26 protein-coding genes and 1 pseudogene are annotated in these 24,491 nt (G+C 40.3%); 20 read left to right on the top strand and 7 right to left on the bottom strand.

Features of this window, described 5'->3' with window-relative positions:
- Positions 1 to 116: 116 nt before the first annotated feature.
- From ACT3RM_RS09635 to hslR, 3 genes are all read right to left on the bottom strand, one after another.
- Entirely contained in the window at positions 117 to 1,655 is a 1,539-nt protein-coding gene (locus tag ACT3RM_RS09635) for a phosphoenolpyruvate carboxykinase (RefSeq protein ID WP_441994847.1), read from the bottom strand.
- 267 nt (positions 1,656 to 1,922) lie between these two features.
- A complete protein-coding gene (hslO, locus tag ACT3RM_RS09630) occupies positions 1,923 to 2,774 on the bottom strand; it encodes an Hsp33 family molecular chaperone HslO (RefSeq protein ID WP_441994848.1) in 852 nt (283 codons plus the stop codon).
- 10 nt (positions 2,775 to 2,784) lie between these two features.
- Positions 2,785 to 3,204, bottom strand: coding sequence for a ribosome-associated heat shock protein Hsp15 (gene hslR, locus ACT3RM_RS09625; RefSeq protein ID WP_441994849.1), 420 nt, complete (start codon positions 3,202 to 3,204; stop codon positions 2,785 to 2,787).
- A 206-nt stretch (positions 3,205 to 3,410) separates the two neighbouring features.
- Between hslR and gspC the strand changes: the two genes are divergently transcribed.
- From gspC to ACT3RM_RS09560, 13 genes are all read left to right on the top strand, one after another.
- Complete coding sequence (gene gspC / locus ACT3RM_RS09620; protein ID WP_441994850.1) at positions 3,411 to 4,358, top strand: type II secretion system protein GspC; 948 nt, start codon at positions 3,411 to 3,413, stop codon at positions 4,356 to 4,358.
- Between the two features lie 23 nt (positions 4,359 to 4,381).
- A complete protein-coding gene (gene gspD, locus ACT3RM_RS09615) occupies positions 4,382 to 6,448 on the top strand; it encodes a type II secretion system secretin GspD (protein ID WP_441994852.1) in 2,067 nt (688 codons plus the stop codon).
- Positions 6,441 to 8,018: a type II secretion system ATPase GspE gene (gene gspE, locus ACT3RM_RS09610; RefSeq protein ID WP_441992846.1), complete on the top strand. Its 1,578-nt coding sequence runs from the start codon at positions 6,441 to 6,443 to the stop codon at positions 8,016 to 8,018. The genes gspD and gspE overlap by 8 nt, the downstream gene beginning before the upstream one ends.
- 2 nt (positions 8,019 to 8,020) lie before the next feature.
- Positions 8,021 to 9,256 carry a type II secretion system inner membrane protein GspF gene (gspF, locus tag ACT3RM_RS09605; protein WP_441992845.1) on the top strand — a complete coding sequence of 412 codons (1,236 nt, stop codon included), beginning with the start codon at positions 8,021 to 8,023 and terminating at the stop codon, positions 9,254 to 9,256.
- A gap of 74 nt (positions 9,257 to 9,330) precedes the next feature.
- The gene (gspG, locus tag ACT3RM_RS09600; RefSeq protein ID WP_441835103.1) at positions 9,331 to 9,753 is read left to right on the top strand and encodes a type II secretion system major pseudopilin GspG; all 423 of its coding nucleotides are present in this window, start codon (positions 9,331 to 9,333) and stop codon (positions 9,751 to 9,753) included.
- A gap of 46 nt (positions 9,754 to 9,799) precedes the next feature.
- Entirely contained in the window at positions 9,800 to 10,402 is a 603-nt protein-coding gene (locus ACT3RM_RS09595; RefSeq protein WP_441835102.1) for a prepilin-type N-terminal cleavage/methylation domain-containing protein, read from the top strand.
- A complete protein-coding gene (gene gspI, locus ACT3RM_RS09590; protein ID WP_441835101.1) occupies positions 10,402 to 10,776 on the top strand; it encodes a type II secretion system minor pseudopilin GspI in 375 nt (124 codons plus the stop codon). The genes ACT3RM_RS09595 and gspI overlap by 1 nt, the downstream gene beginning before the upstream one ends.
- On the top strand, positions 10,777 to 11,442 hold the full coding sequence (gene gspJ / locus ACT3RM_RS09585; protein WP_441835100.1) for a type II secretion system minor pseudopilin GspJ: 666 nt from the start codon (positions 10,777 to 10,779) through the stop codon (positions 11,440 to 11,442).
- Positions 11,435 to 12,448 carry a type II secretion system minor pseudopilin GspK gene (gspK, locus tag ACT3RM_RS09580; RefSeq protein ID WP_441835099.1) on the top strand — a complete coding sequence of 338 codons (1,014 nt, stop codon included), beginning with the start codon at positions 11,435 to 11,437 and terminating at the stop codon, positions 12,446 to 12,448. Before gspJ ends, gspK begins: the two co-directional genes overlap by 8 nt.
- Complete coding sequence (gspL, locus tag ACT3RM_RS09575) at positions 12,445 to 13,653, top strand: type II secretion system protein GspL (protein ID WP_441835098.1); 1,209 nt, start codon at positions 12,445 to 12,447, stop codon at positions 13,651 to 13,653. The genes gspK and gspL overlap by 4 nt, the downstream gene beginning before the upstream one ends.
- Entirely contained in the window at positions 13,650 to 14,123 is a 474-nt protein-coding gene (gene gspM / locus ACT3RM_RS09570; RefSeq protein WP_441835097.1) for a type II secretion system protein GspM, read from the top strand. Before gspL ends, gspM begins: the two co-directional genes overlap by 4 nt.
- A 3-nt stretch (positions 14,124 to 14,126) precedes the next feature.
- Positions 14,127 to 14,888 carry a type II secretion system protein N gene (locus ACT3RM_RS09565; protein ID WP_441835096.1) on the top strand — a complete coding sequence of 254 codons (762 nt, stop codon included), beginning with the start codon at positions 14,127 to 14,129 and terminating at the stop codon, positions 14,886 to 14,888.
- A 76-nt stretch (positions 14,889 to 14,964) separates the two neighbouring features.
- Positions 14,965 to 15,558: a UPF0149 family protein gene (locus tag ACT3RM_RS09560; protein WP_441835095.1), complete on the top strand. Its 594-nt coding sequence runs from the start codon at positions 14,965 to 14,967 to the stop codon at positions 15,556 to 15,558.
- 28 nt (positions 15,559 to 15,586) lie between these two features.
- Here ACT3RM_RS09560 and ACT3RM_RS09555 read toward each other — a convergent pair whose 3' ends face one another.
- Positions 15,587 to 15,790 (bottom strand): hypothetical protein, encoded by a 204-nt coding sequence (locus tag ACT3RM_RS09555; RefSeq protein ID WP_441835094.1) that lies wholly within the window; start codon positions 15,788 to 15,790, stop codon positions 15,587 to 15,589.
- Positions 15,790 to 16,149 (bottom strand): hypothetical protein, encoded by a 360-nt coding sequence (locus ACT3RM_RS09550; protein WP_441835093.1) that lies wholly within the window; start codon positions 16,147 to 16,149, stop codon positions 15,790 to 15,792. The genes ACT3RM_RS09555 and ACT3RM_RS09550 overlap by 1 nt, the downstream gene beginning before the upstream one ends.
- A 272-nt stretch (positions 16,150 to 16,421) precedes the next feature.
- On the opposite strand from ACT3RM_RS09550, the gene ccoG reads away from it, so the two are divergent.
- The 5 genes and pseudogenes from ccoG to ACT3RM_RS09525 all read left to right on the top strand — a co-directional run bounded on the left by ccoG (position 16,422) and on the right by ACT3RM_RS09525 (position 20,703).
- Positions 16,422 to 17,852 (top strand): cytochrome c oxidase accessory protein CcoG, encoded by a 1,431-nt coding sequence (gene ccoG / locus ACT3RM_RS09545; RefSeq protein ID WP_441835092.1) that lies wholly within the window; start codon positions 16,422 to 16,424, stop codon positions 17,850 to 17,852.
- Between the two features lie 66 nt (positions 17,853 to 17,918).
- On the top strand, positions 17,919 to 18,893 hold the full coding sequence (locus ACT3RM_RS09540; RefSeq protein ID WP_441835091.1) for a serine/threonine protein kinase: 975 nt from the start codon (positions 17,919 to 17,921) through the stop codon (positions 18,891 to 18,893).
- A 33-nt stretch (positions 18,894 to 18,926) separates the two neighbouring features.
- Positions 18,927 to 19,550 (top strand): thiol:disulfide interchange protein DsbA/DsbL, encoded by a 624-nt coding sequence (locus ACT3RM_RS09535; RefSeq protein WP_441835090.1) that lies wholly within the window; start codon positions 18,927 to 18,929, stop codon positions 19,548 to 19,550.
- Positions 19,551 to 19,585: 35 nt separating this feature from the next.
- Complete coding sequence (locus ACT3RM_RS09530; protein WP_441835089.1) at positions 19,586 to 20,224, top strand: thiol:disulfide interchange protein DsbA/DsbL; 639 nt, start codon at positions 19,586 to 19,588, stop codon at positions 20,222 to 20,224.
- 60 nt (positions 20,225 to 20,284) lie between these two features.
- Positions 20,285 to 20,703 (top strand): annotated as a pseudogene (locus tag ACT3RM_RS09525) (DUF523 domain-containing protein).
- 44 nt (positions 20,704 to 20,747) lie between these two features.
- Here ACT3RM_RS09525 and trmA read toward each other — a convergent pair.
- Positions 20,748 to 21,845 carry a tRNA (uridine(54)-C5)-methyltransferase TrmA gene (gene trmA / locus ACT3RM_RS09520; protein ID WP_441835087.1) on the bottom strand — a complete coding sequence of 366 codons (1,098 nt, stop codon included), beginning with the start codon at positions 21,843 to 21,845 and terminating at the stop codon, positions 20,748 to 20,750.
- Positions 21,846 to 22,007: 162 nt separating this feature from the next.
- Between trmA and ACT3RM_RS09515 the strand changes: the two genes are divergently transcribed.
- Both ACT3RM_RS09515 and murI read left to right on the top strand, forming a co-directional pair.
- The gene (locus ACT3RM_RS09515; protein ID WP_441835086.1) at positions 22,008 to 22,166 is read left to right on the top strand and encodes a hypothetical protein; all 159 of its coding nucleotides are present in this window, start codon (positions 22,008 to 22,010) and stop codon (positions 22,164 to 22,166) included.
- 479 nt (positions 22,167 to 22,645) lie between these two features.
- Complete coding sequence (murI, locus tag ACT3RM_RS09510; RefSeq protein WP_441835085.1) at positions 22,646 to 23,440, top strand: glutamate racemase; 795 nt, start codon at positions 22,646 to 22,648, stop codon at positions 23,438 to 23,440.
- Here murI and ACT3RM_RS09505 read toward each other — a convergent pair.
- Positions 23,403 to 23,882, bottom strand: a complete 480-nt coding sequence (locus tag ACT3RM_RS09505) for an RNA recognition motif domain-containing protein (protein WP_441835084.1) — start codon at positions 23,880 to 23,882, stop codon at positions 23,403 to 23,405. The two genes, murI and ACT3RM_RS09505, sit on opposite strands and share 38 nt — an antisense overlap.
- Positions 23,883 to 24,491: the final 609 nt, after the last annotated feature.

Raw genomic sequence — 24,491 nt, 5'->3', positions numbered from 1 at the left:
GCAGTGTCAGTCTTTTGCATATGTACGGTGTCACTTTTTAACATTGAAAAGTAACTAATATGGATCAAAAACGCCAGCGCGAGGCTGGCGTTTTTGATGCAGTTTAAAGCTATTTATTAAGCTTTAGGGCCTGCATTTTTAATTTCGTCTGATACATCGTACTTCGCGAAATTTTCAGTGAAGTCAGTTGCAAGCTTGGTCGCGTACTCAGCATATTTAGCTTTATCTTCCCATGTGTTGATTGGGTTAAGTAAATTACTGTCTACACCAGGAACGGCCACTGGCACGTCTAGGTTTAGCACGTCGATATGTTGTGTTTCAACACCTGCAAGTTTACCTGATACAATCGCATCTACAACAGCGCGAGTTGTTGGAATATCAAAGCGCTTACCCGTACCGTAAGGGCCACCAGTCCAACCTGTATTTACCAGGTATACTTTAGCGCCAAACTCACGTACACGTTTCATAAGAAGCTCTGCATAAACTCCTGCTGGACGTGGGAAGAAAGGTGCGCCGAAACACGTAGAGAAGGTTGATTCAATATCACTCGTTGAGCCAATCTCCGTTGAGCCCACTTTAGCCGTGTAGCCACTTAAGAAATGAAATGCTGCTGCTTCTTCTGTTAAAACAGATACAGGAGGTAAAACACCGCTAACGTCACATGTTAAGAATACAACTGCTTTTGGTTCACCTGCGCGGTTTTCAACTTTACGCTTTTCAACATGTTCAAGTGGATACGCTGCGCGGCTATTTTGAGTTAGGCTAGTATCGTTAAAGTCAGGTACGCGATTTTCATCAAGTACTACATTCTCTAAGATAGTGCCAAAGCGAATTGCATCCCAAATGACAGGTTCATTTTTTTGCGATAAGTCGATACATTTTGCATAACAACCGCCTTCGATATTGAAAACACTACCTGGCGCCCAGCCATGCTCATCATCACCGATTAAAAAGCGAGTTGGATCTGCAGATAACGTTGTTTTACCCGTGCCTGATAAACCAAAGAATAAAGCCGTGTCACCAGCTTCGCCTACGTTAGCAGAGCAGTGCATTGGTAATACACCTTTTGCTGGAAGTAGAAAGTTTTGAACTGAGAACATCGATTTTTTCATTTCACCGGCATAACGCATACCTGCTAGCAACACTTTACGTTGTGCAAAGTTGATAATAACTGTGCCATCACTGTTTGTGCCATCACGCTCTGGGTCACATACAAATGAAGGAACATTCATTACCTGCCACTCGGGTAAATCAGATGCATTATAAGATTTAGGTTCGATAAACATGTTTTTGGCAAAAATATGGTGCCATGCAGTTTCTGTAGTTACAACTACAGGTAAATAGTGCTCAGGATCAGCGCCAACTTCAAGGTGAGAGATGAAGTGGTCATTGCTTTGCACATGTGCTTCTACACGTGCCCATAAAGCGTCAAATTTATCTGAATCGAAAGGGCGGTTTACATTACCCCATTGGATATCATTTTCAGTGCTTGGTTCTTGAACAATAAAACGATCTTTTGGAGAGCGACCAGTACGGTGACCAGTTTTTGCAACAAAAGCTCCATTGGCGGCTAAAGTCCCTTCACCACGACTGATTGCGTGTTCGACAAGTTCAGCTGCAGTTAGATCGACAAAACGATTAGCGTTTGAAGTCATGTTTTTACCTAATTTTTGTGAGATTGAACGGGATAGCTCTGGGGTTCTGTATAACCTTTAAGCTGTAATTATAGTAACAGATGGATTGGGAGTATTCGAGCCTGTGAAAGCCCTAAAAAGACATATATTTATAAAAAAACATGAATAATTTCAATGACACCGGTATCATAAAGTTCCGTTTTTTCATGATACCGGTGTCATCTTAATTTATAAAAAACCACTTTAAAAAGTGGCTTTGAGTAAGGTTTGTTATTAAAGGGAGGTAAATTAGTTAAAAATAGCTTTTATATCTTGTTCATTAAATACGTATTCTTTTAAGCAGTAATGGCAACCTATTTTTACTTTACCATTATTGGCTGCCACATCGTCTAACAAGGCTTGTTGACCAATATTAACGAGTGCGGTAATTGTTTTGTCGCGACTACACCCACATCTGAAGTTAATCGGCTGTGGTTCAAAAATGCGTGGGTTATCTTCGTGGTACAAACGAGTTAATACCGTGTTTGCGTCGAGTTGTAACAACTCTTCATTGTTAATGGTGTTGCTGAGTGCTTCTAAGTGTGTAAAGTCAGTAATTGATTTTTCTTTATTGACGGGTAAAACCTGTAAAAATAGTCCAGCGGCTTTAGCTTTACCGGATGCGCTAGTGCCTGTAGTAAACCACAAACGAGTTTTTAGTTGCTCTGATTGCTCAAAGTACGCTTCAATACATTCACTTAAGGTTGGGTGCTCTAGTGGCACTATACCTTGATAGCGCTCACCTTTAGTAGGAGTGATCGTAATCACCATATGGCCTTTGCCAAGCAGCTCTTGAATAGTTGTGCCTTGAATCTCTCCCTGCAAACGAGCTATACCACGCATGTTTTGTTTATGGTCGCCATTTATAACCGCAAATTTAACAGGGCCATCACCTTGTACTTGTACCGCTATTTCACCTTCAAACTTTAAAGTGGCAGTTAATAAACAGGTAGCAACTAGTAACTCACCTAAAAGCGCTTGGACAGGTTGTGGGTAATTATGGTTAGTGAGCATTTCATCATAAGCATGCTCAATCTGTACGAGTTCACCACGAACGTCGAGGTTTTCAAATATATAACGGTGAAGTAAATCTTGTTGCATGACGGGTTACCTAACTGGATTTCAATTTTAAAAGTTCGCGTCTTTGCTTTTTATCTGGCTTGCGCTCAGGGTGAGGAGCAAAGAAGCTGTTATTTTTACGGGCTATTGCGTTTTTAGCTCGTTGTTCAATGCTAGCATCGGACTCTTGATACATAGTTTGTGCAATGGGGGCACCTTTGCGTTTATCAAACAGTTTTAAAACGGTGATTGTTTTTTCATCAACCCCTTGCGCTAGTTTTAATACCGCGCCAAGCTCAACAACTTTACTTGGTTTAGCACGTTGGCCATTATAATGTACTTTGCCGCCTTGTACCATGTCGCGTGCGATTGCGCGGGTTTTATAAAAGCGAGCAGCCCATAGCCATTTGTCTAATCGAATACTGAGCGTTTGATTATCTTGATTGGAATTACGGATGTTACTTTTTGACATAACTTCACCCTTAGAATATCAGCAAGTCAGGTGCAAAACTTACCATGAAACATGGACTGAGAGAAATAGCCAAAGAGCCTTAGTGATAGTACGGACCTATTCACTCACCTCGTTTTAAAAGTTTAATATTAGCGTGCTTGTTGAATGAAAAATGAAAAGGTACTATAGGTCAGCGATAAAGCAGTAAATTAAAAAGATAATAATATATGGATCAGTACTTACAACAGCTTAAGCACTTCATGGATAAGTTACCTCATGGCAAGCTGAGTGCCTTGGTAATTTTTTTAGTTGTTGTTTATATTGCATTTTTATCGGCAAAATTGTTCTGGCTATTGTGGCCAACCCCCGTTAATACAGTATTAGCTCCCAGCTATATAAACACCTCGTCAGGGCAAGCTAAAGCGGTTAGTAGCCAGCAAATTGTTGAGCAGTTTTTGTTTGGTAAGGTGGTTGTTGGGTCTAAAAAACCAGCCGCGCAGCAAGCTCAAGTTATTAACAATGCGCCAGAAACACGTCTAAGTATTAATTTAACTGGGATTGTAGCTGTTAGTGAAAACGACCAAGCGGGACTTGCGATTATAGAATCACAAGGTCGCCAAGAAACCTACTTAGTTGATGACGTGGTTCAAGGCACGCGAGCAAAACTCGCGCAAGTGTTACCCGATCGCGTTATTTTAGATGTCAGCGGCACCTTTGAAACCTTAATGCTTGATGGTATTGATTTTACTAAAAAAGTATCTATGCCGGTACTTGCTGAGCGAAAGCAGGAAAATCCATTAGAGTCTGGACCTCAATTAGAAAATCCTGACACACAAATCGATGCAACTGCAGACCAAGAGGTAAAAGAAGCAATAGTCGAAACTCGCCAAGAATTACTACAAGACCCAGGTAAGTTATTTGACTATATCCGTGCCTCTCAGACTATGCAAGATGGTGAGTTAATTGGCTATCGTTTAAGCCCTGGTAAAGACCCTGCGCTATTTAAGCAAATGGGACTAGAAAATAATGATTTAGCTGTATCTATTAATGGCTATCAATTAAATGATTTACAACAGGCTATGTCAGCAATGAATGAGCTGCGCAATAGTACCGATGCCAATATCACCATAGAACGTGATGGTCAGCAAATAGATGTGCAATTTAGCCTGCAATAACCTAGCTTTGGAGTTTTAATATAATGGTTCACGCGCTACACCTAAAAAAGATCAAAAAAGGGTTGGCAAAGTATGCGGCGCTCTTTTTTGTAGCCAGCCTGTCTTTGTCGGTGTCTGCAGTTGAATATGCTGCAAACTTTAAAGGCACAGATATTAACGAGTTTGTTAATATCGTAGGTAAAAACCTGAATAAAACGGTGATTATTGACCCAAACGTACGTGGTAAAGTAAATGTACGCAGTTATGAGTTAATGGATGAGAAGCTTTATTATCAATTCTTTTTAAATGTATTAGAGGTCTACGGTTATTCAGCGGTCGAAATGGATAACGGCATTATAAAAATTGAAAAAAGCTCAGACGCTAAAAAGTCAAATGTTCCGCTAGTTACCGAAGGTGACCAAGTCGGTGGTGATGTAATGATCACTCGTGTGGTACGAGTTAAAAATGTAAGTGTGCAAGAGCTTGGCCCGTTAGTTCGTCAGTTCAGTGACCAAAAAGACGGTGGCCACGTAGCTAATTTTAACGCAGCGAATGTAATGATGCTGACTGGCCATGCCGCTTCAGTCAATCGTTTAGTGGAAATCATCCGTTCGGTTGACCAAGCAGGTGATAAACGTGTAGACATTGTTAAGCTTAAATTTGCCACCGCGGATGATGTTGTCTCAGTGGTTGATAATATTTATAAAAATAGTGGTAAAGGTAGCGTTCCAGAATTTTTAATCCCCAAAGTAGTCGCTGATGGCCGTACTAATAGTGTAATTGTTAGCGGTGAAGGCCAAGCCCGAACCCGTGCTATTGCACTTATTGAGCGCTTGGATGGTGAACTTGAGAATCAAGGTAATACCAAGGTTATTTACCTTAATTATGCCAAAGCTGAAGACATAGTAAAAGTATTGCAAGGTGTGAGTAAAACATTAGCTGAAGACGCGCAAAGTGGCACAACAAAAACACGTAGTAATAGTAGCAATAACGAAACTAGTATCGAAGCCCACCCTAATTCAAACTCACTTGTCATTACGGCACAGCCCGATACTATGCGCTCACTTGAGCAAGTTATTGAACGCTTAGATATTCGTCGTGCACAAGTATTGGTTGAAGCAATTATTGTTGAAGTTATGGAGGCTGATGGTATTAACTTTGGCTTACAATGGATTTCTGAACAAGGTGGCATGGTACAGTTTAATAATGGCACAACAGTGCCTGCTGGCTCTCTTGCCGTTGCTGCTGAACAAGCTCAGGACGATACAACGATCAGTAATGTAATCGGGAGTGAAACTGGCACAGTAACAGAATACGAAGAAACTGTTGAAGGCGATTTAGGTCCACTTGGAGAGTTACTAGGTGGTATAAACGGTCTTGCTATGGGGATTGTTAAAAACGATTGGGGCGCGATTATTCAAGCGGTATCAACCGATACAAACTCGAATATTCTTGCCACGCCTTCTGTTACCACTATGGATAACGAAGAAGCGTCGATTATTGTCGGTCAAGAAATCCCTATTATTACCGGTTCTCAAACGGGTTCTAACAATGATAACCCGTTCCAAACGGTTGAGCGCCAAGAAGTGGGTGTAAAGCTTAAAGTGACCCCACAAATAAATGACGGATCGGCTGTACAATTAACTATTGAACAAGAAGTATCAAGCGTGAGCGGTGCAACATCTGTTGATGTTTCAGTGAATAAACGTGCAATAAAAACCACGGTTATGGCTGATGATGGCGGTATGGTGGTGCTAGGTGGCCTGATTGACGAAGATGTACAAGAAAGTGTATCTAAAGTACCATTGTTAGGTGACATTCCTATTCTAGGTCACTTATTCCGCTCAACCAGTAGCAGTAAGCGTAAACGTAACCTTATTGTATTTATTCGTCCAACCATTGTGCGCGATGGGATAAGCATGAATAAGCTCAGCCACAGCAAGTACAACTTTATTCGCGGCGAACAATATAAACAAAAAGAAGATGGTATAGATTTAATGCCATTGACTGAGATGTTTATTTTACCCGAGTGGGATGATGCGTTGGTGTTACCACCAACGTATGAAGATTATTTAAGAGAGCAAAACGCGGGTGAGCGTAACAATGACTAACGCCATCACTGAGCTCAACGAAGATCTGGCAGCTGAACATGCTGCAGAGCAAATAACCGTAGGTGCAGAGCTACTTACCAGCGATGACTTGGTTGAGCTACCGGCGACACGGTTGCCATTTTCGTATGCCCGTCGGGCCGGTGTGTTATTAAGTAAAAATAAAGAAGAGCGTGTAGTGTTCTATCGCGGCGACCTTGATATTGATGTGCTTCTTGAAGTGCGCCGCATTGCCGGGCATGGTTTTCGTTTAGAGCAATTAGCTGATGACAAATTTGAGCTGCTGCTTGAAGCGTCGTACCAGCGTGATAGTTCTGAAACCCAGCAAATGATGGAAGATATCGGTAACGAGGTTGATTTATTCTCCCTAGCTGATGAACTACCGCAGACGGAAGATCTACTTGCGGGCGATGATGACGCACCCATTATAAAACTTATTAATGCCATGCTCAGTGAGGCAATTAAAGAAGGCGCCTCAGATATTCATATTGAAACCTTCGAGCAAGAGCTTGTAATTCGTTTTCGGGTTGATGGTGTGCTTAAAGAAGTATTAAAACCAAACCGTAAACTCGCCTCGTTGTTAGTGTCGCGTATAAAAGTTATGGCTAAGCTCGACATCGCAGAAAAGCGTATCCCGCAAGATGGCCGTATTAGTTTACGTATTGCTGGGCGTGCCGTTGATGTACGGGTATCAACTATGCCGTCGAGCTTTGGTGAGCGTGTTGTACTGCGTTTACTTGATAAGAATAATGCGCGTCTAAACTTAGCCGATTTAGGTATGACCGAGCGCAACCGAGATTTATTTGCCGATTTAATTAGTAAACCGCACGGAATTATCTTGGTAACCGGGCCTACGGGCTCTGGTAAAAGTACCACTTTATATGCGGGAATGAGCCAAATTAACTCACGAGATCGTAATATTTTAACGGTTGAAGACCCTATTGAGTATGAAATCCCTGGTATCGGCCAAACCCAAGTAAACACTAAAGTTGATATGACCTTTGCCCGCGGTCTTCGGGCTATATTACGTCAAGATCCTGATGTGGTAATGGTTGGTGAAATACGTGACCTTGAAACCGCACAAATTGGTGTACAAGCCTCATTAACTGGGCATTTAGTAATGTCGACTTTGCATACTAATACCGCTGCAGGTGCTATTTCGCGTATGGAAGATATGGGGGTAGAGCCATTCTTACTTTCGTCATCCTTACTGGGTGTGTTATCTCAGCGCTTAGTGCGTACCTTATGTGAAAGCTGTAAAGAAGCGCATGTTGCTGATGAGCGAGAGTGTGATTTACTTGGCGTACCGTCTGACAATCCACCGACAATTTACCGCGCAGTAGGGTGTGAAGAGTGTAACTTTAATGGTTACCGTGGCCGTACGGGGATTCATGAACTACTTGTGGTTGATGAAACTGTGCGTGAGCTGGTTCACAGTGGTAAGGGTGAACAAAGTGTTGAAAAGTATATTCGTAAACATACTCCTAGTATTCGCCAAGATGGTTGTAGTCGCGTGCTAGTTGGTAAAACCACTCTTGAAGAAGTGCTACGTGTTACCCGCGAGGAAAGCTAACTATGTCGGCGTTTGAATACCGCGCTTTAGATGGTCGCGGCAAAGAGACAAAAGGTATTTTAGAGGCGGATACCGCTAAACAAATACGTCAAAATTTACGCGAACAAGGGCTTACCCCATTAGAGGTTGTCCCTGCTGCAGAAGGTGAAAAGCAAGTTAAAGGTGCTAAGCCCTCTTTGTTTGGTGGCTTTTTTAAGCCAAAAATATCGACCTCTGATTTAGCGCTTATTACTCGCCAACTAGCAACCTTGGTGCAATCAGCTTTACCGGTTGAAGCCGCGGTAATGGCAGTAGCAGAGCAATGTGAAAAGCCTCGCTTAAAGCGCATGTTAATGTCGGTGCGTTCTAAAGTAGTCGAAGGTTATACCTTAGCCGATGGTATGTCTGAATTTCCGCATGTGTTTGATAATTTATATCGCTCGATGGTAGCTGCCGGTGAAAAGTCAGGCCACCTAGATGCAGTATTGAATCGTCTTGCTGATTACACCGAGCAGCGTCAGCATATGCGTAGCCAAATTACTCAAGCTATGGTATATCCAATTATATTGGTTATTTTTGCGATTGGTATTGTCTCAGTACTGTTAGGTACTGTAGTGCCAAAAATATTAAAAACCTTCGAAAAGTCCAAACAAGTATTACCTTGGACCACTGAATGGGTAATGGCAGCTAGTAACTTTGTACAAAATTATTGGTTTATATCATTAGTGCTGATCACGGTCATTTCTATTGGTATCAAACATGCACTAAAACAACCTAAAATTCGTTTTTGGTATGATGAAAAAATACTGGTAATGCCAGGTATTGGTAAAGTGGCACGAAGTATCAACACGGCGCGTTTTGCTCGAACTCTAAGTATATTGTCATCAAGCTCGGTACCGCTATTAGAGGGCATGAAAATTTCTGGGCAAGTATTAATAAACGAAAAAATTAAACAAGCAGTGGCAGAGGCCGCTACACGAGTAAGTGAAGGGGCGAGCTTGCGTGCCTCATTACAGCAAACGAAGTTATTCCCTCCGATGATGCTGCATATGATCGCCAGTGGGGAAAAGTCCGGCGAGTTAGAGCAAATGTTAGAGCGCGCCGCAAACAATCAAGATCGTGAATTTGAAAGCATGGTAAATGTCTCGCTTAAATTACTTGAGCCTGCCATGATAGCGTCAATGGCGGTTATTGTATTGTTTATCGTTATGGCAATTTTACAGCCTATAATGGCAATGAATAAAGCTATTGGGCTTTAACGCTTCAGGGAAATCACGCTCTCAATAATGAGCCGTGTATAAGATTAACTTTCAAGAACTACAGAGGTATGTACGTGAATAAACAATCAGGTTTCTCATTACTAGAGGTTATGGTGGTACTGGTTATTATTGGTATGATTATGTCAATTGTGGCACCAAATATTATGGGGCAGCAAGAAGAGGCGGCAATCGATAAAGCATATTTGGATATTCAGCAGCTCGAAGATGCAATGAGTCTTTATAAGCTAAAAAATAAAGCATATCCAACGACCGAGCAAGGCTTAGAAGCACTGGTTACAGAAACCAGTGTTGAGCCAACACCGAGACGCTTCCCAGACGGTGGTTTTGTGTCAAAACTACCTGAAGATCCATGGGGTAATCCGTATCAATTAATTAGTCCTGGCGAAATAAGTAAGATTGATATTTTCTCAATGGGCCCTGATGGTGAAGCCGCAACCGATGATGACATTGGTAACTGGGACGAAGAAAAACAGTAATGTTAATTTTGGTTAGGCAAAACCATTTACAGCTTAAAGGGCTACTATGTTAGTTAACCTTAGTTGTTTGCGTGCAAAAAACTCATCGAGTAAAGCGCGGGGGTTTAGCCTAATTGAAATTTTAGTGGTATTGGTGGTTATCGCCTTTGCCACCAAAATGGTGGTATATAGTCTTGACGGCGGCGCCGAAGATGAACTTGATAAACAAGCCCTGAGACTACATACCACCATTAATATGGCCTCTGAATTTGCTATTTTGAATCAAGTCGAATTAGGCTTTCATCTTGATAAGGATGTACTTGAGTTTTTAGTGTTTGATGGTGAAAAGTGGGTTACTTTCGACCGTGAAAAACTTTTCGATCCCATTACCGTTGATGAACGACTTAAGTTAACGCTTAATCTTGAAGACTTAGCTTGGGCGCAAGAAAATATGCTAGAGCAGTCAAACTGGCGAGAGCTCATGAGCGGTGGTGATGATGAAAGTTTACTGGAGCTAAAAAAATTAAAAATTCCTCAGGTACTTATTTTATCCTCAGGTGAAGTGAGTGCTTTTCAGCTGATTTATGAATTAAAAGAGCAAGCTGAGCCCGCCTATTTTATTGAAGGAGAGTTCACGGCCCCCGTAAATTTGCGAAGGGAACCAGAGTAATGAACAAAATGCGTGGATTTACCCTATTAGAAGTGATGGTGGCACTGAGTATTTGCGCTATGGCAGGTATTGCAGCCATGCAGGCAACGGGTGAGCATATAAACCATTTAGTCAGTCTTGAAGAGCAAACGTATGGTTCTTGGGTCGCTGAAAATATTATGGTTGAACAACGTGCCAAAGGTAAAGAGTGGCAAGGAAAAAACGGCGCAAAAGGCACTGAAACCATGGCCGGTGTAGATTGGTATTGGCGTCAAGACGTTATAGCAACGGCTGATAAAAGCTTTGTCAAAGTTACTATTAATGTATTTTCAGATGAAAAACTGGAATATCCAGTTTATGAGCTTATTAGCTATTTGAATAAAGGTGATAGCTAAGTGAAGCCGCGCGGTTTTACTCTTTTAGAGGTTATGGTCGCATTGGGTATTTTAGCCTTTGTGGTCTTGGCGACTCACCAAATATTAGATTCAACCACTAAAGCTAAAGCCGCTTCAGATGAAAAAATAGCTGAACTGAATGGCTTGCAAACGACTTTTCGTTTGATGGATCAAGATTTTAGCCAAATGACTAAGCGCGAAGTGCGTAATGAAGCCGGTGATGTACAAGACAAATATATATTGGCTGGGCGCTACATTTTAGATAGCCAATATGATGGTATCGCCTTTGTGCGCGATGGTTGGATAAACCCAATTAACTTACTGCCACGTTCAGAATTACAAGCCGTTGGTTATCGTATTATGGATGACAACTTAGAGCGGGTATATCGGGTTTATGTTGATCAGCTAGATAACATGGAACCGCGTGTACAAGTAATACTCAAGGGTATTGAAGATTTAAAGTTTGAGTTTTTAGACGGGCAGAATGAGTGGCAAGAGCAATGGGAAGTCAAAGGCTTACCTAAAGCTGTATCGGTTACATTACAGCAAGTTGATGCCGAACCTATTACACGGTTATTTTTAGTGCCAGGTGATGGCAAAGTTGCACCGACAAGCAGTAACGAACAAGATAATAATGGTGCTGGCGAGGGCTTTAATAATGGTTAAAGCTCAACGCGGTGCGGCGCTTATTATCGTTTTATTTATTGTGGCTTTAGCTTCTATTTTAGCCGTTGAGATGAGTGCTAATTTAATGGTACAAGTACAAAAAAGTACTAACTTACAAAGCCACCAACAGGCAAAGTGGTATGGTTATGCCGCAGAAGAGTTAGCGGTTAAAGCATTACTTGCTAGTAAAAAAGATAACCCAGATAAAACAGACTTAAAGCAAGTGTGGGCGCAGCAGGGGGATATTCCTTACCCCGTCGACAACGGCACCTTGCAAGGCAGTATTACCGACTTACAAGCATGCTTAAATTTAAACGCACTTAGGGCTGCTCCGTCACTTAATCTAGGTGGTGATGGGACTGACACTGGAAATACGAGTAATAAAACAAATCCAGCGCATAAAGCGTTATTCGCCTTGCTTGAAAATATTGAAGAGCTACCCATTGATGAATCAGAAGAGGCAATGGCTGATAGTGTATTTGACTGGTTAGATAAAAATAGTATTACTTATCGCTCAGGCGCAGAAGAAGACGAGTACTTATCTCGGGACTTTCCTTATTTAACGGCTAATAACTATTTTGCTTCAGTGTCAGAGCTGCGTTTAATTAAAGGTTTTAACCCCTTAGTGATGGAAAAAATATTACCTTACGTATGTGTGATCCCAGGCAGTGAGTTACTCGCTATCAACGTAAACACTATCGATCCAGAGCATGGACTATTATTGAGCGCACTGATTGATGGCTTGAGTGAATCAGGCGCGCAAAGTGTACTGGCATCACGGCCAGAAGCCGGTTATGACGATTTAAATGAGTTTTTTGAACAAGCGAATCAACAAGGGGCTAAAAATACTAAAGCCGTTGAAAAGCTGTTCACCATAAATAGCGAATATTTTAAACTACAAACGCAAGCTGAATTTGTTGAGTTGCGTTTTTCGATGACCACTTTACTACATGCCAAAGATGGCGAAGTAACAATACTGGCGCGAAAATTTGGAGGCGTACAGTGACAGAAATATTGTTGATCCGCACGGGCCGAACCCAACAAGAAAAATTAAATTGGTTAATATTTTGTACCGAGCAACAAGAAATTATCGCCAGTGGTGAGCTGCCTAATGTTAGTCACTTAGAAGAGTTAGCTGAAAAAGCATTGAGCCGAGAGGTCGTGGTGTTATTACCCAGCGACCAAGTACAGCTTAAAACGGTTACTTTACCTACAAAGTGGAATAGAAAGCTTGAGCAAGCATTACCATACATGCTTGAAGAAGATATTGCTTGTGATATTGATGACTTATTTATTGCCACTGGTGCGTCAACACTCATTGATGATAAGCATGCAATAAATGTAGCTATAACTGACAGGAAGTGGTTTGAAGGCTGGCTGGCCGCTTTTAATGAGCATGATATTGTCACGTATAAAATTTTACCCGATGCACTATTACTTCCAACCCCAAATGAGCAGGCGCTTAGTGTTATTGAGCTTAATAACCAGTGGCTGTGTAAACAAGGTGATTGGCGCATTAGTATTGTCGAACCGTTGTGGTTAAATGACTTTCTAACCGCTCTTGGTAATCCTGATGTGGCGCATTACAGCCCTGCATTACAGTTTCCTGAGTCAGTTAATTTAATCGCGCAAACACAAGCCTACGATTTACCTTTAGCGTTATTTGCTAGGCAATTACCTGAGGTAAAGTTTAACTTACGCCAAGGCCAGTACCAGCTGAAAAAGAAAACGGCACTATGGTGGGGCTATTGGAAGGGGGCAGCTATTGCTGCAAGTGTTGCATTGGTTGCATCTGTATTAGTTAAAACGCTTGAGTTACATCAACTAAGTAGTGAAGTCGGCGCAGCTAAAGAGCAGGTAGTTGAACGTTATAAAAATGCTTTTCCAAATAAAGTGGTACGCCCGCATTTAATTAAAAGCCAAATTAACGGTGAGCTCGATAAACTTGATGGCGGAAATCGCACTGGTTTTTTAGAGCTGACTAATGAGCTTGTAACCGTATTTAATCAAGTAACAGAGTTTACTCCTGAAACCTTACGCTATGACCAGCGCCGTAATGAGTTGCGTATTCGTGCTCGTGGTAAAGACTTTCAAACCTTTGGTAAAGTTAAAGCCATATTAGAGCAACGTGGTTTAAGTGTGGATCAGGGGTCATTAAATAATGATGGTGACTTTGTGGTTGGCGAAATTAGATTGCGAGGTGCAGTATGAAAAAGCAAATAATTGCCTACTGGCGTTCGCTAAAAGATCAAGAGCAGCAACTTGTTATGGTTGCCGGGATTATTTTTGTTATTTTTGTATTAGTTATGGGTATATTCAGGCCGCTTAATAATGCTATTGACGAGGCTAAAGAAGATCAAATCAAACAGCAAGAGTTGCTAACTTGGGTTGATGCCAGTATTGCTAAAATAAAATCCTCAAGTGGCGGCACTATCACAAATAGTCGTAATTTAAGTCAAATAGTTAATGCCACCCGAGGCCGTTATAATATTGCGATAAGCAAAATGCAACCCAGTGATAACTCTCTCAGGTTAACTATTGATAGTGTGCCGTTTAACCAACTTATTGAATGGCTTGATGAGCTGGTAAATAAGCAAGGTGTACTTATTGAAAACTTAGATCTCAGTCGCGATGATAAATCAGGCTATGTTCGCGTTAGCCGCCTAGTATTAGAGAAGTAAGTAATGAAAAAAATCATCACACTCAGTGTTATTTTTGTTGTTTGTTTTATTGTTTTTGCAGTAATCAAAATGCCCGCGGCTGTGGCTATTAATTTAGCCAGCCCTTACTTACCAAAAGGCATAGAGCTTGGTAAGCTAACTGGCAGTGTGTGGCAAGGTCACCTAAGTCAATTACGTTTTCAAAGCGAAGAAGGAATTAATAGTATTAATTGGGATATTTCTGGATGGGCATTATTTTTAGGTAAATTTAAAGGGGATATTAAATTTGGAAATGCACGTCAACTAAATGATATCTCGGGCCATGGTGACTTTAGCTATGGCTTATTTAATCAAGCCATTACGCTTAAGAATGTTGCGTTAAGAATGACTGTTGAGCATGCTATGCCGCGTTTACAGTTGCCCTTGCCGGTTAACGCTAAAGGCCGAGTTATTATTGATTTAGACGAATACAGTTCAGGGCAACCTTACTGCGAAACGTTAAAAGGCGAAATCGCTAGCCCAAACATAGATGTACAGGGGTTATCTGGCTGGTTTAGTATCGGACCGCTGAGCGGTAATCTAAGTTGTAAATCAGGTGATGTGGCGGTGTTAGTGGATCCTGATAATCGCTTAGGCATTGAAGCCGATGCCACACTTAGAGCAAACTATGATTTTAAAGTAGCCGGTTATATTAAACCTGAGGCTTCATTGCCAAAAGAAGTGCATGATGCTGCTAAGTTTTTAGGTCGTGCGGATAATCAAGGTCGTTACCCACTTAATTTTTAAAACGAGTTAACCTAAATTTTTTTAAAATATTGATTATTCTAAATTTAGGTTTTTTACTAAGGTTAGTTACTTTCTTATGCATATTCCCGAGTCTACCCCGCAACAAGAGGCGCAATTAAGCGCCTTTTTAACTGGCCAAGATAACGCCATGTCACTTGCCGAATGCCAAGGTTATTTGTTTGCTGTTATTTGTGCTCCTGAACCTTTAGATGTTCACCAATGGTTAGAGGAAGTCATTCCTAGTATTGATGGCAAGCTACCCGAAGACATACTGTTTTCGTTTATGGCGTTATACCACAAAATTAGTGAGCAAGTGTTTGAGACCGGCTTTAAGCTCCCTTATAGCTTGGGTTCTGAACCTGTAAACTTAAATCACTGGTGCAAGGGGTTTGCTAAAGGTGCTACACCGTACGTTGAAAAACTAATGCGTTGCTTACAGTTAAATACAGAGCTAAAAGAAGCGCTTCAAAGTGCTTTTGCGAGTTTGAGCTTTTTTGCTTTAACAGTAGAGCAGCGGAGTCAAATAGCCTTACAAAATCAAATCTCACACACTAATTTAAGCCAACAACAGTATGAGCTAATGGGCGACTTTTCTCTTGGTTTTGCAGAGTTGATTGAAATTGTCACTGTAGAAAGTGGTTTATATGAAGAAGATGAAGGGTGGGACTAAATAGCCGTCCCACTTAGTTAAACAAGTTTTAAGCAAGATCGAGTTGTATTTCAGTGCACCCTTTAGCACACTTGGCCACGCCTTGACTTTGTTGCTCTGTTTTTAAATCTAACTTTAGTACTTGCTGGCAATGCGGACACTTTACCGTTTTGCCTTTCGCTAATTGCTTTAAGATATTCTTTTGCTGATTAAATGACTCGGCACTTTTTTTCGTTAATGCTGAAAAATCCATTACTTCCCTCGCATTTTTGCTAGTGATTCATTAACAATACTGCATACCGTATTTAATCGGTCATCATAAAAATACATGTTTAAGTCTTTACTTAGGCAATAGCGGTTATGGAATACTTGTAATTTTTCATCGCTACTCATAGTTTGTTCTAAGTACTCTAACTCAGATTCAGAAAGCGTTAGCGCTGATTTAATTTTGCTTTTTGCTCTATTTGCGCCAAGGCTTCGGTTTATTTTGCTAGCTTTATTAAGTACATCGACTCCTTCACCAAGGAGCTTGTCTCTGGGCTCTTTGATTATTGGGTGATCGATTGTAAATAATGTCAGTACTACCAGTACTAATATAATAAATAGCTTCATAAAAGAGTTAACTTTGATCTTAGCGGGTATGTTATATCAACTAGTGTAATAAAATGCAGCTTTTAAAAGCAAGCACGGAATAAATTAATGTTAATCAACTTACACTTTTTTTAATTAGAGTTGGTATAATCAGTAGCAATGATTAGATTTTTCAGAAATCTCTGAACGTTTACTCGCTGTAGCGTCAGTTTTGCTCTATTTTTAGTTAACAGTTAAATAATAAAACGAAAAATCATTAAATTTTATTCTCCAAGCGGCGTTGAGGGACTTCGATGGGTAAGCAGATAAAAGTAAAGAATATTCCTAGTGAGGTAAAGATCCAAAAACCGGATCTGAATTCACAAAATGACCAGTTTAATCCGCGTAACCGTATTTATGTGCGCGCAGTAAGTGGTCTGCATCAATTACTGAGGCAGCGTATTGGCTTTCTCGGTATGTTGGCGTTTATGTTACTACCGTGGATTAATTTTAACGGCCAGCAAGCCGTGCTATTTGATCTAATTGGCCAAAAATACAATATCTTTGGTTTAACTTTATGGCCACAAGACTTTACTATTCTAGCGTTTATTTTAATGCTTTCTGCGTTTGCCTTGTTTTTAGTGACCACCTTTTATGGCCGAGTATGGTGTGGTTACACCTGTCCACAGACGGTGTGGACCTTTATTTTTATTTGGTTTGAAGAAAAGTTTGAAGGCACAGCTAATCAGCGTAAAAAGCTTGACCAACGGCCGATGAACTTTGATAAATTTTGGCGAAAAACGGCTAAGCATAGCAGCTGGTGGTTATTCTCATTGTATACCGGATTTAGCTTTGTGGGCTACTTTACGCCTATTCGTGAATTACTCCCTGATCTATTTTTACTTCAGGCTGGCGTATATTCGTATGGCTGTATTTTGTTTTTTGCGGTGTGTACTTACGGTAATGCGGGGTGGATGCGTGAAATCATGTGTTTGCATATTTGCCCTTATTCTCGATTCCAATCAGCAATGTTTGATAAAGATACTTTCACCGTAAGCTACGATGAAAAGCGTGGCGAGAGCCGCGGCCCTCGTAGCCGAAAACAAGATCGCAATGAGCTAGAGTTAGGCGATTGCATTGACTGTAACCTGTGCGTACAGGTTTGCCCAACAGGGATTGATATCCGTAATGGCTTGCAAGCTGAATGTATTAACTGTGGTGCTTGTATAGATGCATGTGATGGTGTGATGGATAAAATGAATTACCCTCGCGGGTTAATCTCCTATACCACTGAGCGTAACTTAGAAACACCAGAAAATAAAACCAACCCATTACGACCAAAAATTATAGGTTACATAGTTATTTTATTAGTTTTAAGTATGGCCTTAATAGCAAATATCGTGATGCGCCAGCCTATGAGTTTGGATATTATTCGCGACAGAAATCAATTATATCGTGTTGACTTTAATGGCTTGGTTGAAAACACTTATACTCTTAAAGTGATTAACAAAGCCCAAAATGAGCAAGCATTTACCGTGAAGGTAGAAGGACTTGAAAACTTTAACTACATTGGTAAAAAACGCTTCACCGTGGGTGCAGGGGAGTCGTATAACGTGCCACTTTCTCTAGTCATGGATCCGTATGATTTGAAAAGACCAATGACGGAGTTTAATTTTGTGTTATCACCAGTTGATGACCCCAGTTCAACAGTTTCGCAGTCGAGTAACTTTTTTAAAGCGCGGTAGTTAGATACACTACAGTTAAGAAATAAAAAGCGGAAATTTTTCCGCTTTTTTATATTGATGAGAGTTATGAGTAAATTTAGTTTTGTTGACCTAACGCCAGATTTGATCTTAGACGCAATTGAAGGCGTAGGTATTTATGCTGAGTCAGGTTTATTAGCACTGAACAGTTATGAAAATCGGGTTTATCAATTTAAAGCTGATGACGATAAACGTTATGTAGTTAAATTTTATCGTCCAGAGCGCTGGAGCCAAGCCCAAATAGAAGAAGAGCATGCTTTTGCTTTTGAACTCGCTGATGATGAGGTACCTGTGGTTGCACCGTTGAAAATTGACGGAAAAAGCCTATTTGAGCACCAGGGTTACTTGTTTACTTTGTTTCCAAGTGTTGGTGGTCGTATTTTTGAAATGGATAACTTAGATCAGTTAGAAATGTTAGGGCGTTTAATTGGTCGTATGCATCAAGCCGCTAAAACGAAAGATTTTAGCCATCGTCCGGTCATATGTTGTGAAGAGTTTTTAGATAAAGCGAAAGTTCAGTTACAAGACAGTAATTTAGTATCACCGGGTTTAGCAACTGCATTTTATACTATTTTAGATATGGTAATAGCTAAAACAAAAGCGCAATATTACCAAGCTAACAGTATGCGTTTACACGGGGACTGCCATGCTGGCAACATATTGTGGGCAGGTAATAAGTTAATGTTTGTTGATTTAGACGATAGTCGTCAGGGACCCGCTATTCAAGATTTATGGATGATGCTCAGTGGCGATCGTGCGAATCAACTGTTACAGTTAGACACCTTAGTAGGCGCTTATGAAGAGTTTTGTGATTTTGATCACTCACAGCTTAAATTAATAGAGCCACTTAGAGCAATGCGTATGATCCATTATATGGGGTGGTTAGCAAAGCGTTGGGATGATCCTGCATTTGTGCGGAGCTTTTCATGGTTTGCTGATGACAAATACTGGGAGCAACAGATTTTAGCGCTGAAAGAGCAATTATCGGCCCTACAAGAGCCGCCGCTAAAGTTATTGCCATAACATTTTTATACAATAAAGAATCAAGAGAGTTTCATGCTTAAAAAATTAAAACTAAGTTTACTGCTTCTATGTTTACCCTTTGCAGCGATGTCTGCTGATTTTAATGCCGGCGAACAATACGATGTACTTGATATAGAAAAAAGTAAAAACGCGCAGGTTACCGAATTCTTCTCGTTTTATTGCCCACATTGCTTTAATTTTGAACCGGTTGCTAAAGCAATAGCAAAAAATTTGCCAGAAGGTGCTGAGTTTATTAAAAATCACGTCAACTTTTTAGGTGGGTTATCGCCACAAGTGCAAAGTAACCTAAGTTATGCTTATTTAATCGCAAAACAACACGGTAAGGAAGAGCAAGTAACCGACCATATATTCAAAAGCATTCATGTACAGGGCGAGCCATTACAAAATATTAAAGATGTAAAAGCATTACTTGCAACTAATGGTATTAGTAATGCTGACTTTGATGCTGCAATTGCTAGCATGCCAGTTATCAGTGCCGAAAAAGCAATGCAAGATAAACAAGATAAGTTTTCTGAAATGGGCGCTTTAACGGGTGTACCTACGTTTATCGTTAACGATAAATACAAAATTAATATCAATACCATCAAAAACCAAGAGCAGCTTGATGAGTTAGTCGCCTTTTTATTACAACAATAAGCTATTAAAGCAATAATTTTTGGAGTTAATCGATAATGATCAAATTAATTAAAGCTGGGTTGTTAGCATTAATATTACCCCTTGCGGGTAATGTAGCAGCTGCCACTTATGAAGAAGGTGTGCACTACGATGTTATTTCTGAGCGTGCCAGCAAAACACCTGAGATAAAAGAGTTTTTCTCTTTTTATTGCCCGGCGTGTAATAACTATGAAGCACTGCTTGCTGATGTGAAACCAAAGCTCGATAAAAATATTGACTTTAAAAAGAGCCATGTTGATTTCGTCGGTGTACGTAATGAAGAAAATCAGCAAATGATTTCTCAAGCGCTAGCAACTGCGAAAGTATTACCTGAAAAAGATGCCATTATTGCCGCGATGTTTAATCATGTTCATGGTAAGCGCGCTAAATTTAATGAACTAGCAGATGTAAAAGACGTATTTGTAGCACAAGGTGTTGATGGCGATAAGTTTGATAAGCTTTACAAAAGTTTTTCAGTGCGCACTATGAGCTCCAAAATGAAACGCGACCAAGAGTACTATCAAGATAAAGGTGCACTGCGCGGTGTACCGACTTTTATTGTAAACGGTAAGTACAAGCTCAACCTAGGCCGTGAGTCTGGTGTTACTGAACCAGAAGACATTAGTAAGTTAATAAACTATTTAGCTGCTAAGTAAATTCAAAATCATATTTTTTGAAAAGCTCCGTACGCGGAGCTTTTTTGTTGGTGTCAATATATGGAAAAAATACTGATTTCAAGTTGCTTACTAGGTGCACTAGTTCGCTATGATGCAACAGGGCAAAAGCTTAGCCATCCGCAAATAACAACATGACAACAGCAAGGCCGCATAGTGTCGTTTTGTCCTGAGGTTGCTGGTGGTTTGCCAACCCCTAGAGAGCCCGCAGAAATCATCAATGATAAAGTTATTACGAATATTGGTGATAATGTGACTATTGAATTTAAGTTAGGTGCTGAAAAGGCATTACGGCTTTGCCGGCAGCATGATATTCGGTTCGCTCTATTAAAGAGTCGAGCCCATCTTGCGGGAGGAATACTATTTACGATGACACCCATTCTGGAGTTAAAATCGCAGGGCTCGGCTTAACGGCTGCATTACTAGAAAAGAACGGCGTCAAGGTATTTAGTGAAGCGTAAATGCCAGTGCTATTAAAAGCGCTGGCTTGAAAACCGTAAGGCAGTTACTTTTTTTGTAAAAACACGCCTGATTCAATGTGGTGGGTGTATGGGAACTGGTCAAAAATTGCAAAACGTTTTACTTCGTGGGTTTGACATAAGTGATCAAGGTCACGCTCTAAAGTCTCAGGGTTACACGAAATATAAATAATGTTTTCATAGTTAGCCACTAAATCACATGTTAATGTATCCATACCTGCGCGCGGTGGATCAACCAAAATGGTTTGGCAATCGTAACTTTTTAAATCAATACCTTCTAAGCGTGAAAATGTACGCTCGCCATTCATTGCTTGCGTGAACTCTTCGCTCGACATACGTACAATATCTAAATTAGTGACATTATTTTTAGCGATATTATACTGCGCTGAATACACTGATGATTTAGAAATTTCAGTCGCTAACACTTTATTAAATGAACCTGCCAGCGCGATAGAGAAATTACCGTTACCACAGTAAAGCTCAAGCAAGTCATTGTTTAGGGGCTTGCATAAGTCTTGTGCCCACTCAAGCATATCTATATTTACCTGAGCGTTTGGCTGCGTAAAGCTATTTTCAACTTGCTGAAAAATAAGTTTCTGGCCATTCACCGTCAAACGCTCAGTGACAAAATCAACACCTAACACTTCTTTTTGTTTTCGGGCACGACCAATAAAGTCTATTTTATATTTAGCACTGAGTTTAGATTTTAAGGCTTGTATTTCAGCTTTCCACTGTTCATCTAATGGCTTGTGATAAAGTAAGCTCACTAAAATTTCGCCGCTAAGAGTTGATAAGTAATCTATTTGAAATAACTTACGGCGCAATACTTCATTGCCTTTTAAGTTGCTGATCATCTCTGCCATTACCTCACCAATTATTGGTGCTGCTGGATCAAAGGTGTCGACTCTAATTTTTTCTTTAGTGGCTTGATCAAACATAATGTGGAATAAGTCGTCGCCGTCATGCCACACTCTAAATTCGGCACGTTGACGGTAGTGAATAGGTGCTGAGCCAAATACTTCTAACTGTGCAACACCAAAGCGTTTAAATTGTGCAGTAATGCGTTGTTGTTTTTCATTTAACTGTGCATCGTATTGTGTTGTATCAATCTTTATAACCGCCATTCACTTTACCTTATTCATTGTGCTAAATATCCGCGCTATTGTAGGGGGCAGGGATTATTTGTCTAGTTTTGATGAAATTTAAGTCGTGCTTTTTTTGAACATGATCCTACAGAAAGGCTGAGAATGGTCGATAGTATAGTATGCAAAGGCAGGAGTCGGATTATGAAAATTGGTAACTTTGGCTTTATGTCGAACAACAACCTTATTAAAAATAGCAATAAAGGCTCGCTACAACAGTCGACCATACAATCTCCACAATACAGCTATCAGCAACGTGGTAAAGAGTTTGCTGAAAAAGTACTTGATGACAAAGTCGCATAAGCGCTGGGTTTACCGGTAGCATAGGATAAAAAAGATAAGGCGCTGTTTAATTTTTAGGAGATCATAAAAAACGTACTCGACTTTGTTGGTAGCGCGGTGCGTAAAGCTAAAGCCTATGGTGTCTATGAAGAGTTAAACGGTACAGGAGTATTAAATACTGACATAGATCAAGGCATCGAAAAATCCAAAGCCCGTTGCAGTTAATATATTGGCAGCAGCGCAATATTTAAGTTTAAGAAATAATTCTTAGTATAAGTTTACTACCGCAGAAGGTGATGAAGTGAGTATCAGCTTTGCTGACGCTTATACGCAAAGTCGGTTGGTAGTTACCAGCAAAATAGTGATAACGAAAGTTTTCCCGCGAATCGGTGCTATCAACTGAGGTGGCGTTCAGCATATCAGTGAATGGCGAGCTAAACTTTATTTTCCTATCTTTGCGTGGCAAACTGCGAGTGATAAATTAAGCTGGAGCAAACAGTTTGTCATCTCATATCATGGTGTTCGATTCAGGAATTGGTGGTACAACCGTTTTTGAGCATATTCAACAACATTTACCTAATGCCAATTATAGCTACTTTATGGATAACGCGTTGCTTCCTTACGGTGAACAAGGAAAGCAAACTATAATTAAACGGTTATGTGCTCTGGTTGAATTTATCGAGCAACGTAATCTAGCGGTTGATATACTGGTTATTGCCTGTAATACCGCATCAACATCGGCACTTGATGTGCTCCGCCAGTTTACTACCATTCCCATTGTTGGTGTTGTGCCGGCTATAAAGCCCGCAGCAGAGCTATCAACGACTCATCATATAGCTTTATTAGCAACCCCAGCCACGATTGTTAGTGATTACACCAAAAAGTTAATTACTACTCATAGCGCGTCAACAACTGTGCATTTATATAGTAGTGTTAGGTTGGTGGCATTAGCTGAGCAGAGTTTTTATAAGCAGAATATCGATCAAGTAGCGTTAAGCAATGAATTGCAAGCATTAGCCATCGATCCAAGAGTAGATATATTAGTATTAGGCTGTACGCACTTTCCCATACTCGCAACGGCAATAAGCTCATTTTATCAGGGACGAATTGGCACTATTGATTCAGGGAGCGCAATTGCAAAAAGGGTGATGAGTATTCAAAAAGAACAGGTAAAAAGTGCAATTGCGGGCAATAAAAAGCCGCTGCAATGTTATGCAACGGCTTCGACTTTCAATAATCAACTACTAGGTAGTGACATTAATCAGGTTGATCTGACTCTGTACGAAAAGAGTTAGTACTACCTTCTTGTTTTTGTTTTGCTTCACGTACTTTCAATGTGCGCTGCTGGAATTCGCTATCGTTTAGCTTAGCAATAGCACTGTCAGCATCAGCTTCAGACATTTCAACAAAGCCAAAGCCACGGCGTTTGCCTGTATTCTTATCCTTTAATAAACGAACATTGAATACTTTGCCTTGTTCTTCAAATAATGCACGTACTACGCCTTCATTTGCACGATAAGGAAGGTTGCCTACATAAAGAGTTTTTGTTTTTACTTCGGCTTCTTCAACACCGCTTGATGGCATTGCCGCAATTATCAACCCCCCAATTAATAAACCAACTGCAAATAACAATGCAGGGTCTAATTGTAAGCTTGAAAGTGCGAACTTAACTATAACAAAACCAAGAACAGCAATAATAATTGAAAAGATAAAAGACTTTTGATCGGGTAATTTCATTTTGAGCTACCAATAAACAGGAAATAAACATTAATTTAACATGGTGAACTTGTTATCTTAACGCGTTAAATGAACATAGCAATGACATTTGTGTGAAAATCTTTAAATTGTATGAATAACTGCTCAAAATGTATTCACAAGAGCTGGTTTTGCATGGCTTTTGAATGGTTTTTAAGCGAACAGTTAAAACTTTAAAAAAAACGCTTGATCTGTTTTTGGATCTCCCTATAATGCGACCCCACTGAGACGGCAGAGCGCAACGCATAGCGAGGCTAAAGCTAATCAGGGAGTTAAATAAAGCTTAATTTAAAGTAGTGAAAAATATATTTTAAGCTAAGTGTTGACTCGAAATAATAAGGATGTATTATACGCACCCTTAGCGACAGCGTCGCAACGTTCTTTAACAATATAAAGCAATCATCTGTGTGGGCACTCGTACAGATTGAGTTCTAACAGCCGAGCTTAGTTCGCTAAGTAAGGCAAAAAATTTAGAGTCTCAATTAAAGCTGAGTGACCAACAGAATAAATTTATTTATTCAGCACAGTCAATTCAATATCGACAGATATTAAATAAATTCAGAATTCATTGAGCATGTCCTTTGGGACAGA

The sequence above is a fragment of the Pseudoalteromonas sp. AOP7-A1-14 genome, from assembly GCF_052376275.1.
Lineage (GTDB): Bacteria > Pseudomonadota > Gammaproteobacteria > Enterobacterales > Alteromonadaceae > Pseudoalteromonas.
Note: the sequence above shows the minus strand (reverse complement) of the source record. Positions and strands in the feature narration are given on the sequence as shown.

What these genes read in the sequence shown, in the direction of transcription:
- gspD (WP_441994852.1), top strand. Translation starts at nt 4,382, where the DNA reads ATGGTTCACGCGCTACACCTAAAAAAGATCAAAAAAGGGTTGGCAAAG.
- ACT3RM_RS09560 (WP_441835095.1), top strand. Translation starts at nt 14,965, where the DNA reads ATGCATATTCCCGAGTCTACCCCGCAACAAGAGGCGCAATTAAGCGCC.
- trmA (WP_441835087.1), bottom strand. Translation starts at nt 21,845, where the DNA reads ATGGCGGTTATAAAGATTGATACAACACAATACGATGCACAGTTAAAT.
- ACT3RM_RS09530 (WP_441835089.1), top strand. Translation starts at nt 19,586, where the DNA reads ATGATCAAATTAATTAAAGCTGGGTTGTTAGCATTAATATTACCCCTT.
- ACT3RM_RS09555 (WP_441835094.1), bottom strand. Translation starts at nt 15,790, where the DNA reads ATGGATTTTTCAGCATTAACGAAAAAAAGTGCCGAGTCATTTAATCAG.
- gspC (WP_441994850.1), top strand. Translation starts at nt 3,411, where the DNA reads ATGGATCAGTACTTACAACAGCTTAAGCACTTCATGGATAAGTTACCT.
- gspE (WP_441992846.1), top strand. Translation starts at nt 6,441, where the DNA reads ATGACTAACGCCATCACTGAGCTCAACGAAGATCTGGCAGCTGAACAT.
- gspI (WP_441835101.1), top strand. Translation starts at nt 10,402, where the DNA reads ATGAACAAAATGCGTGGATTTACCCTATTAGAAGTGATGGTGGCACTG.
- ACT3RM_RS09515 (WP_441835086.1), top strand. Translation starts at nt 22,008, where the DNA reads ATGAAAATTGGTAACTTTGGCTTTATGTCGAACAACAACCTTATTAAA.
- ACT3RM_RS09565 (WP_441835096.1), top strand. Translation starts at nt 14,127, where the DNA reads ATGAAAAAAATCATCACACTCAGTGTTATTTTTGTTGTTTGTTTTATT.
- ACT3RM_RS09540 (WP_441835091.1), top strand. Translation starts at nt 17,919, where the DNA reads ATGAGTAAATTTAGTTTTGTTGACCTAACGCCAGATTTGATCTTAGAC.
- ACT3RM_RS09635 (WP_441994847.1), bottom strand. Translation starts at nt 1,655, where the DNA reads ATGACTTCAAACGCTAATCGTTTTGTCGATCTAACTGCAGCTGAACTT.
- gspF (WP_441992845.1), top strand. Translation starts at nt 8,021, where the DNA reads ATGTCGGCGTTTGAATACCGCGCTTTAGATGGTCGCGGCAAAGAGACA.
- gspK (WP_441835099.1), top strand. Translation starts at nt 11,435, where the DNA reads ATGGTTAAAGCTCAACGCGGTGCGGCGCTTATTATCGTTTTATTTATT.
- ACT3RM_RS09505 (WP_441835084.1), bottom strand. Translation starts at nt 23,882, where the DNA reads ATGAAATTACCCGATCAAAAGTCTTTTATCTTTTCAATTATTATTGCT.
- ACT3RM_RS09535 (WP_441835090.1), top strand. Translation starts at nt 18,927, where the DNA reads ATGCTTAAAAAATTAAAACTAAGTTTACTGCTTCTATGTTTACCCTTT.
- hslR (WP_441994849.1), bottom strand. Translation starts at nt 3,204, where the DNA reads ATGTCAAAAAGTAACATCCGTAATTCCAATCAAGATAATCAAACGCTC.
- ACT3RM_RS09550 (WP_441835093.1), bottom strand. Translation starts at nt 16,149, where the DNA reads ATGAAGCTATTTATTATATTAGTACTGGTAGTACTGACATTATTTACA.
- ccoG (WP_441835092.1), top strand. Translation starts at nt 16,422, where the DNA reads ATGGGTAAGCAGATAAAAGTAAAGAATATTCCTAGTGAGGTAAAGATC.
- gspM (WP_441835097.1), top strand. Translation starts at nt 13,650, where the DNA reads ATGAAAAAGCAAATAATTGCCTACTGGCGTTCGCTAAAAGATCAAGAG.
- hslO (WP_441994848.1), bottom strand. Translation starts at nt 2,774, where the DNA reads ATGCAACAAGATTTACTTCACCGTTATATATTTGAAAACCTCGACGTT.
- ACT3RM_RS09595 (WP_441835102.1), top strand. Translation starts at nt 9,800, where the DNA reads ATGTTAGTTAACCTTAGTTGTTTGCGTGCAAAAAACTCATCGAGTAAA.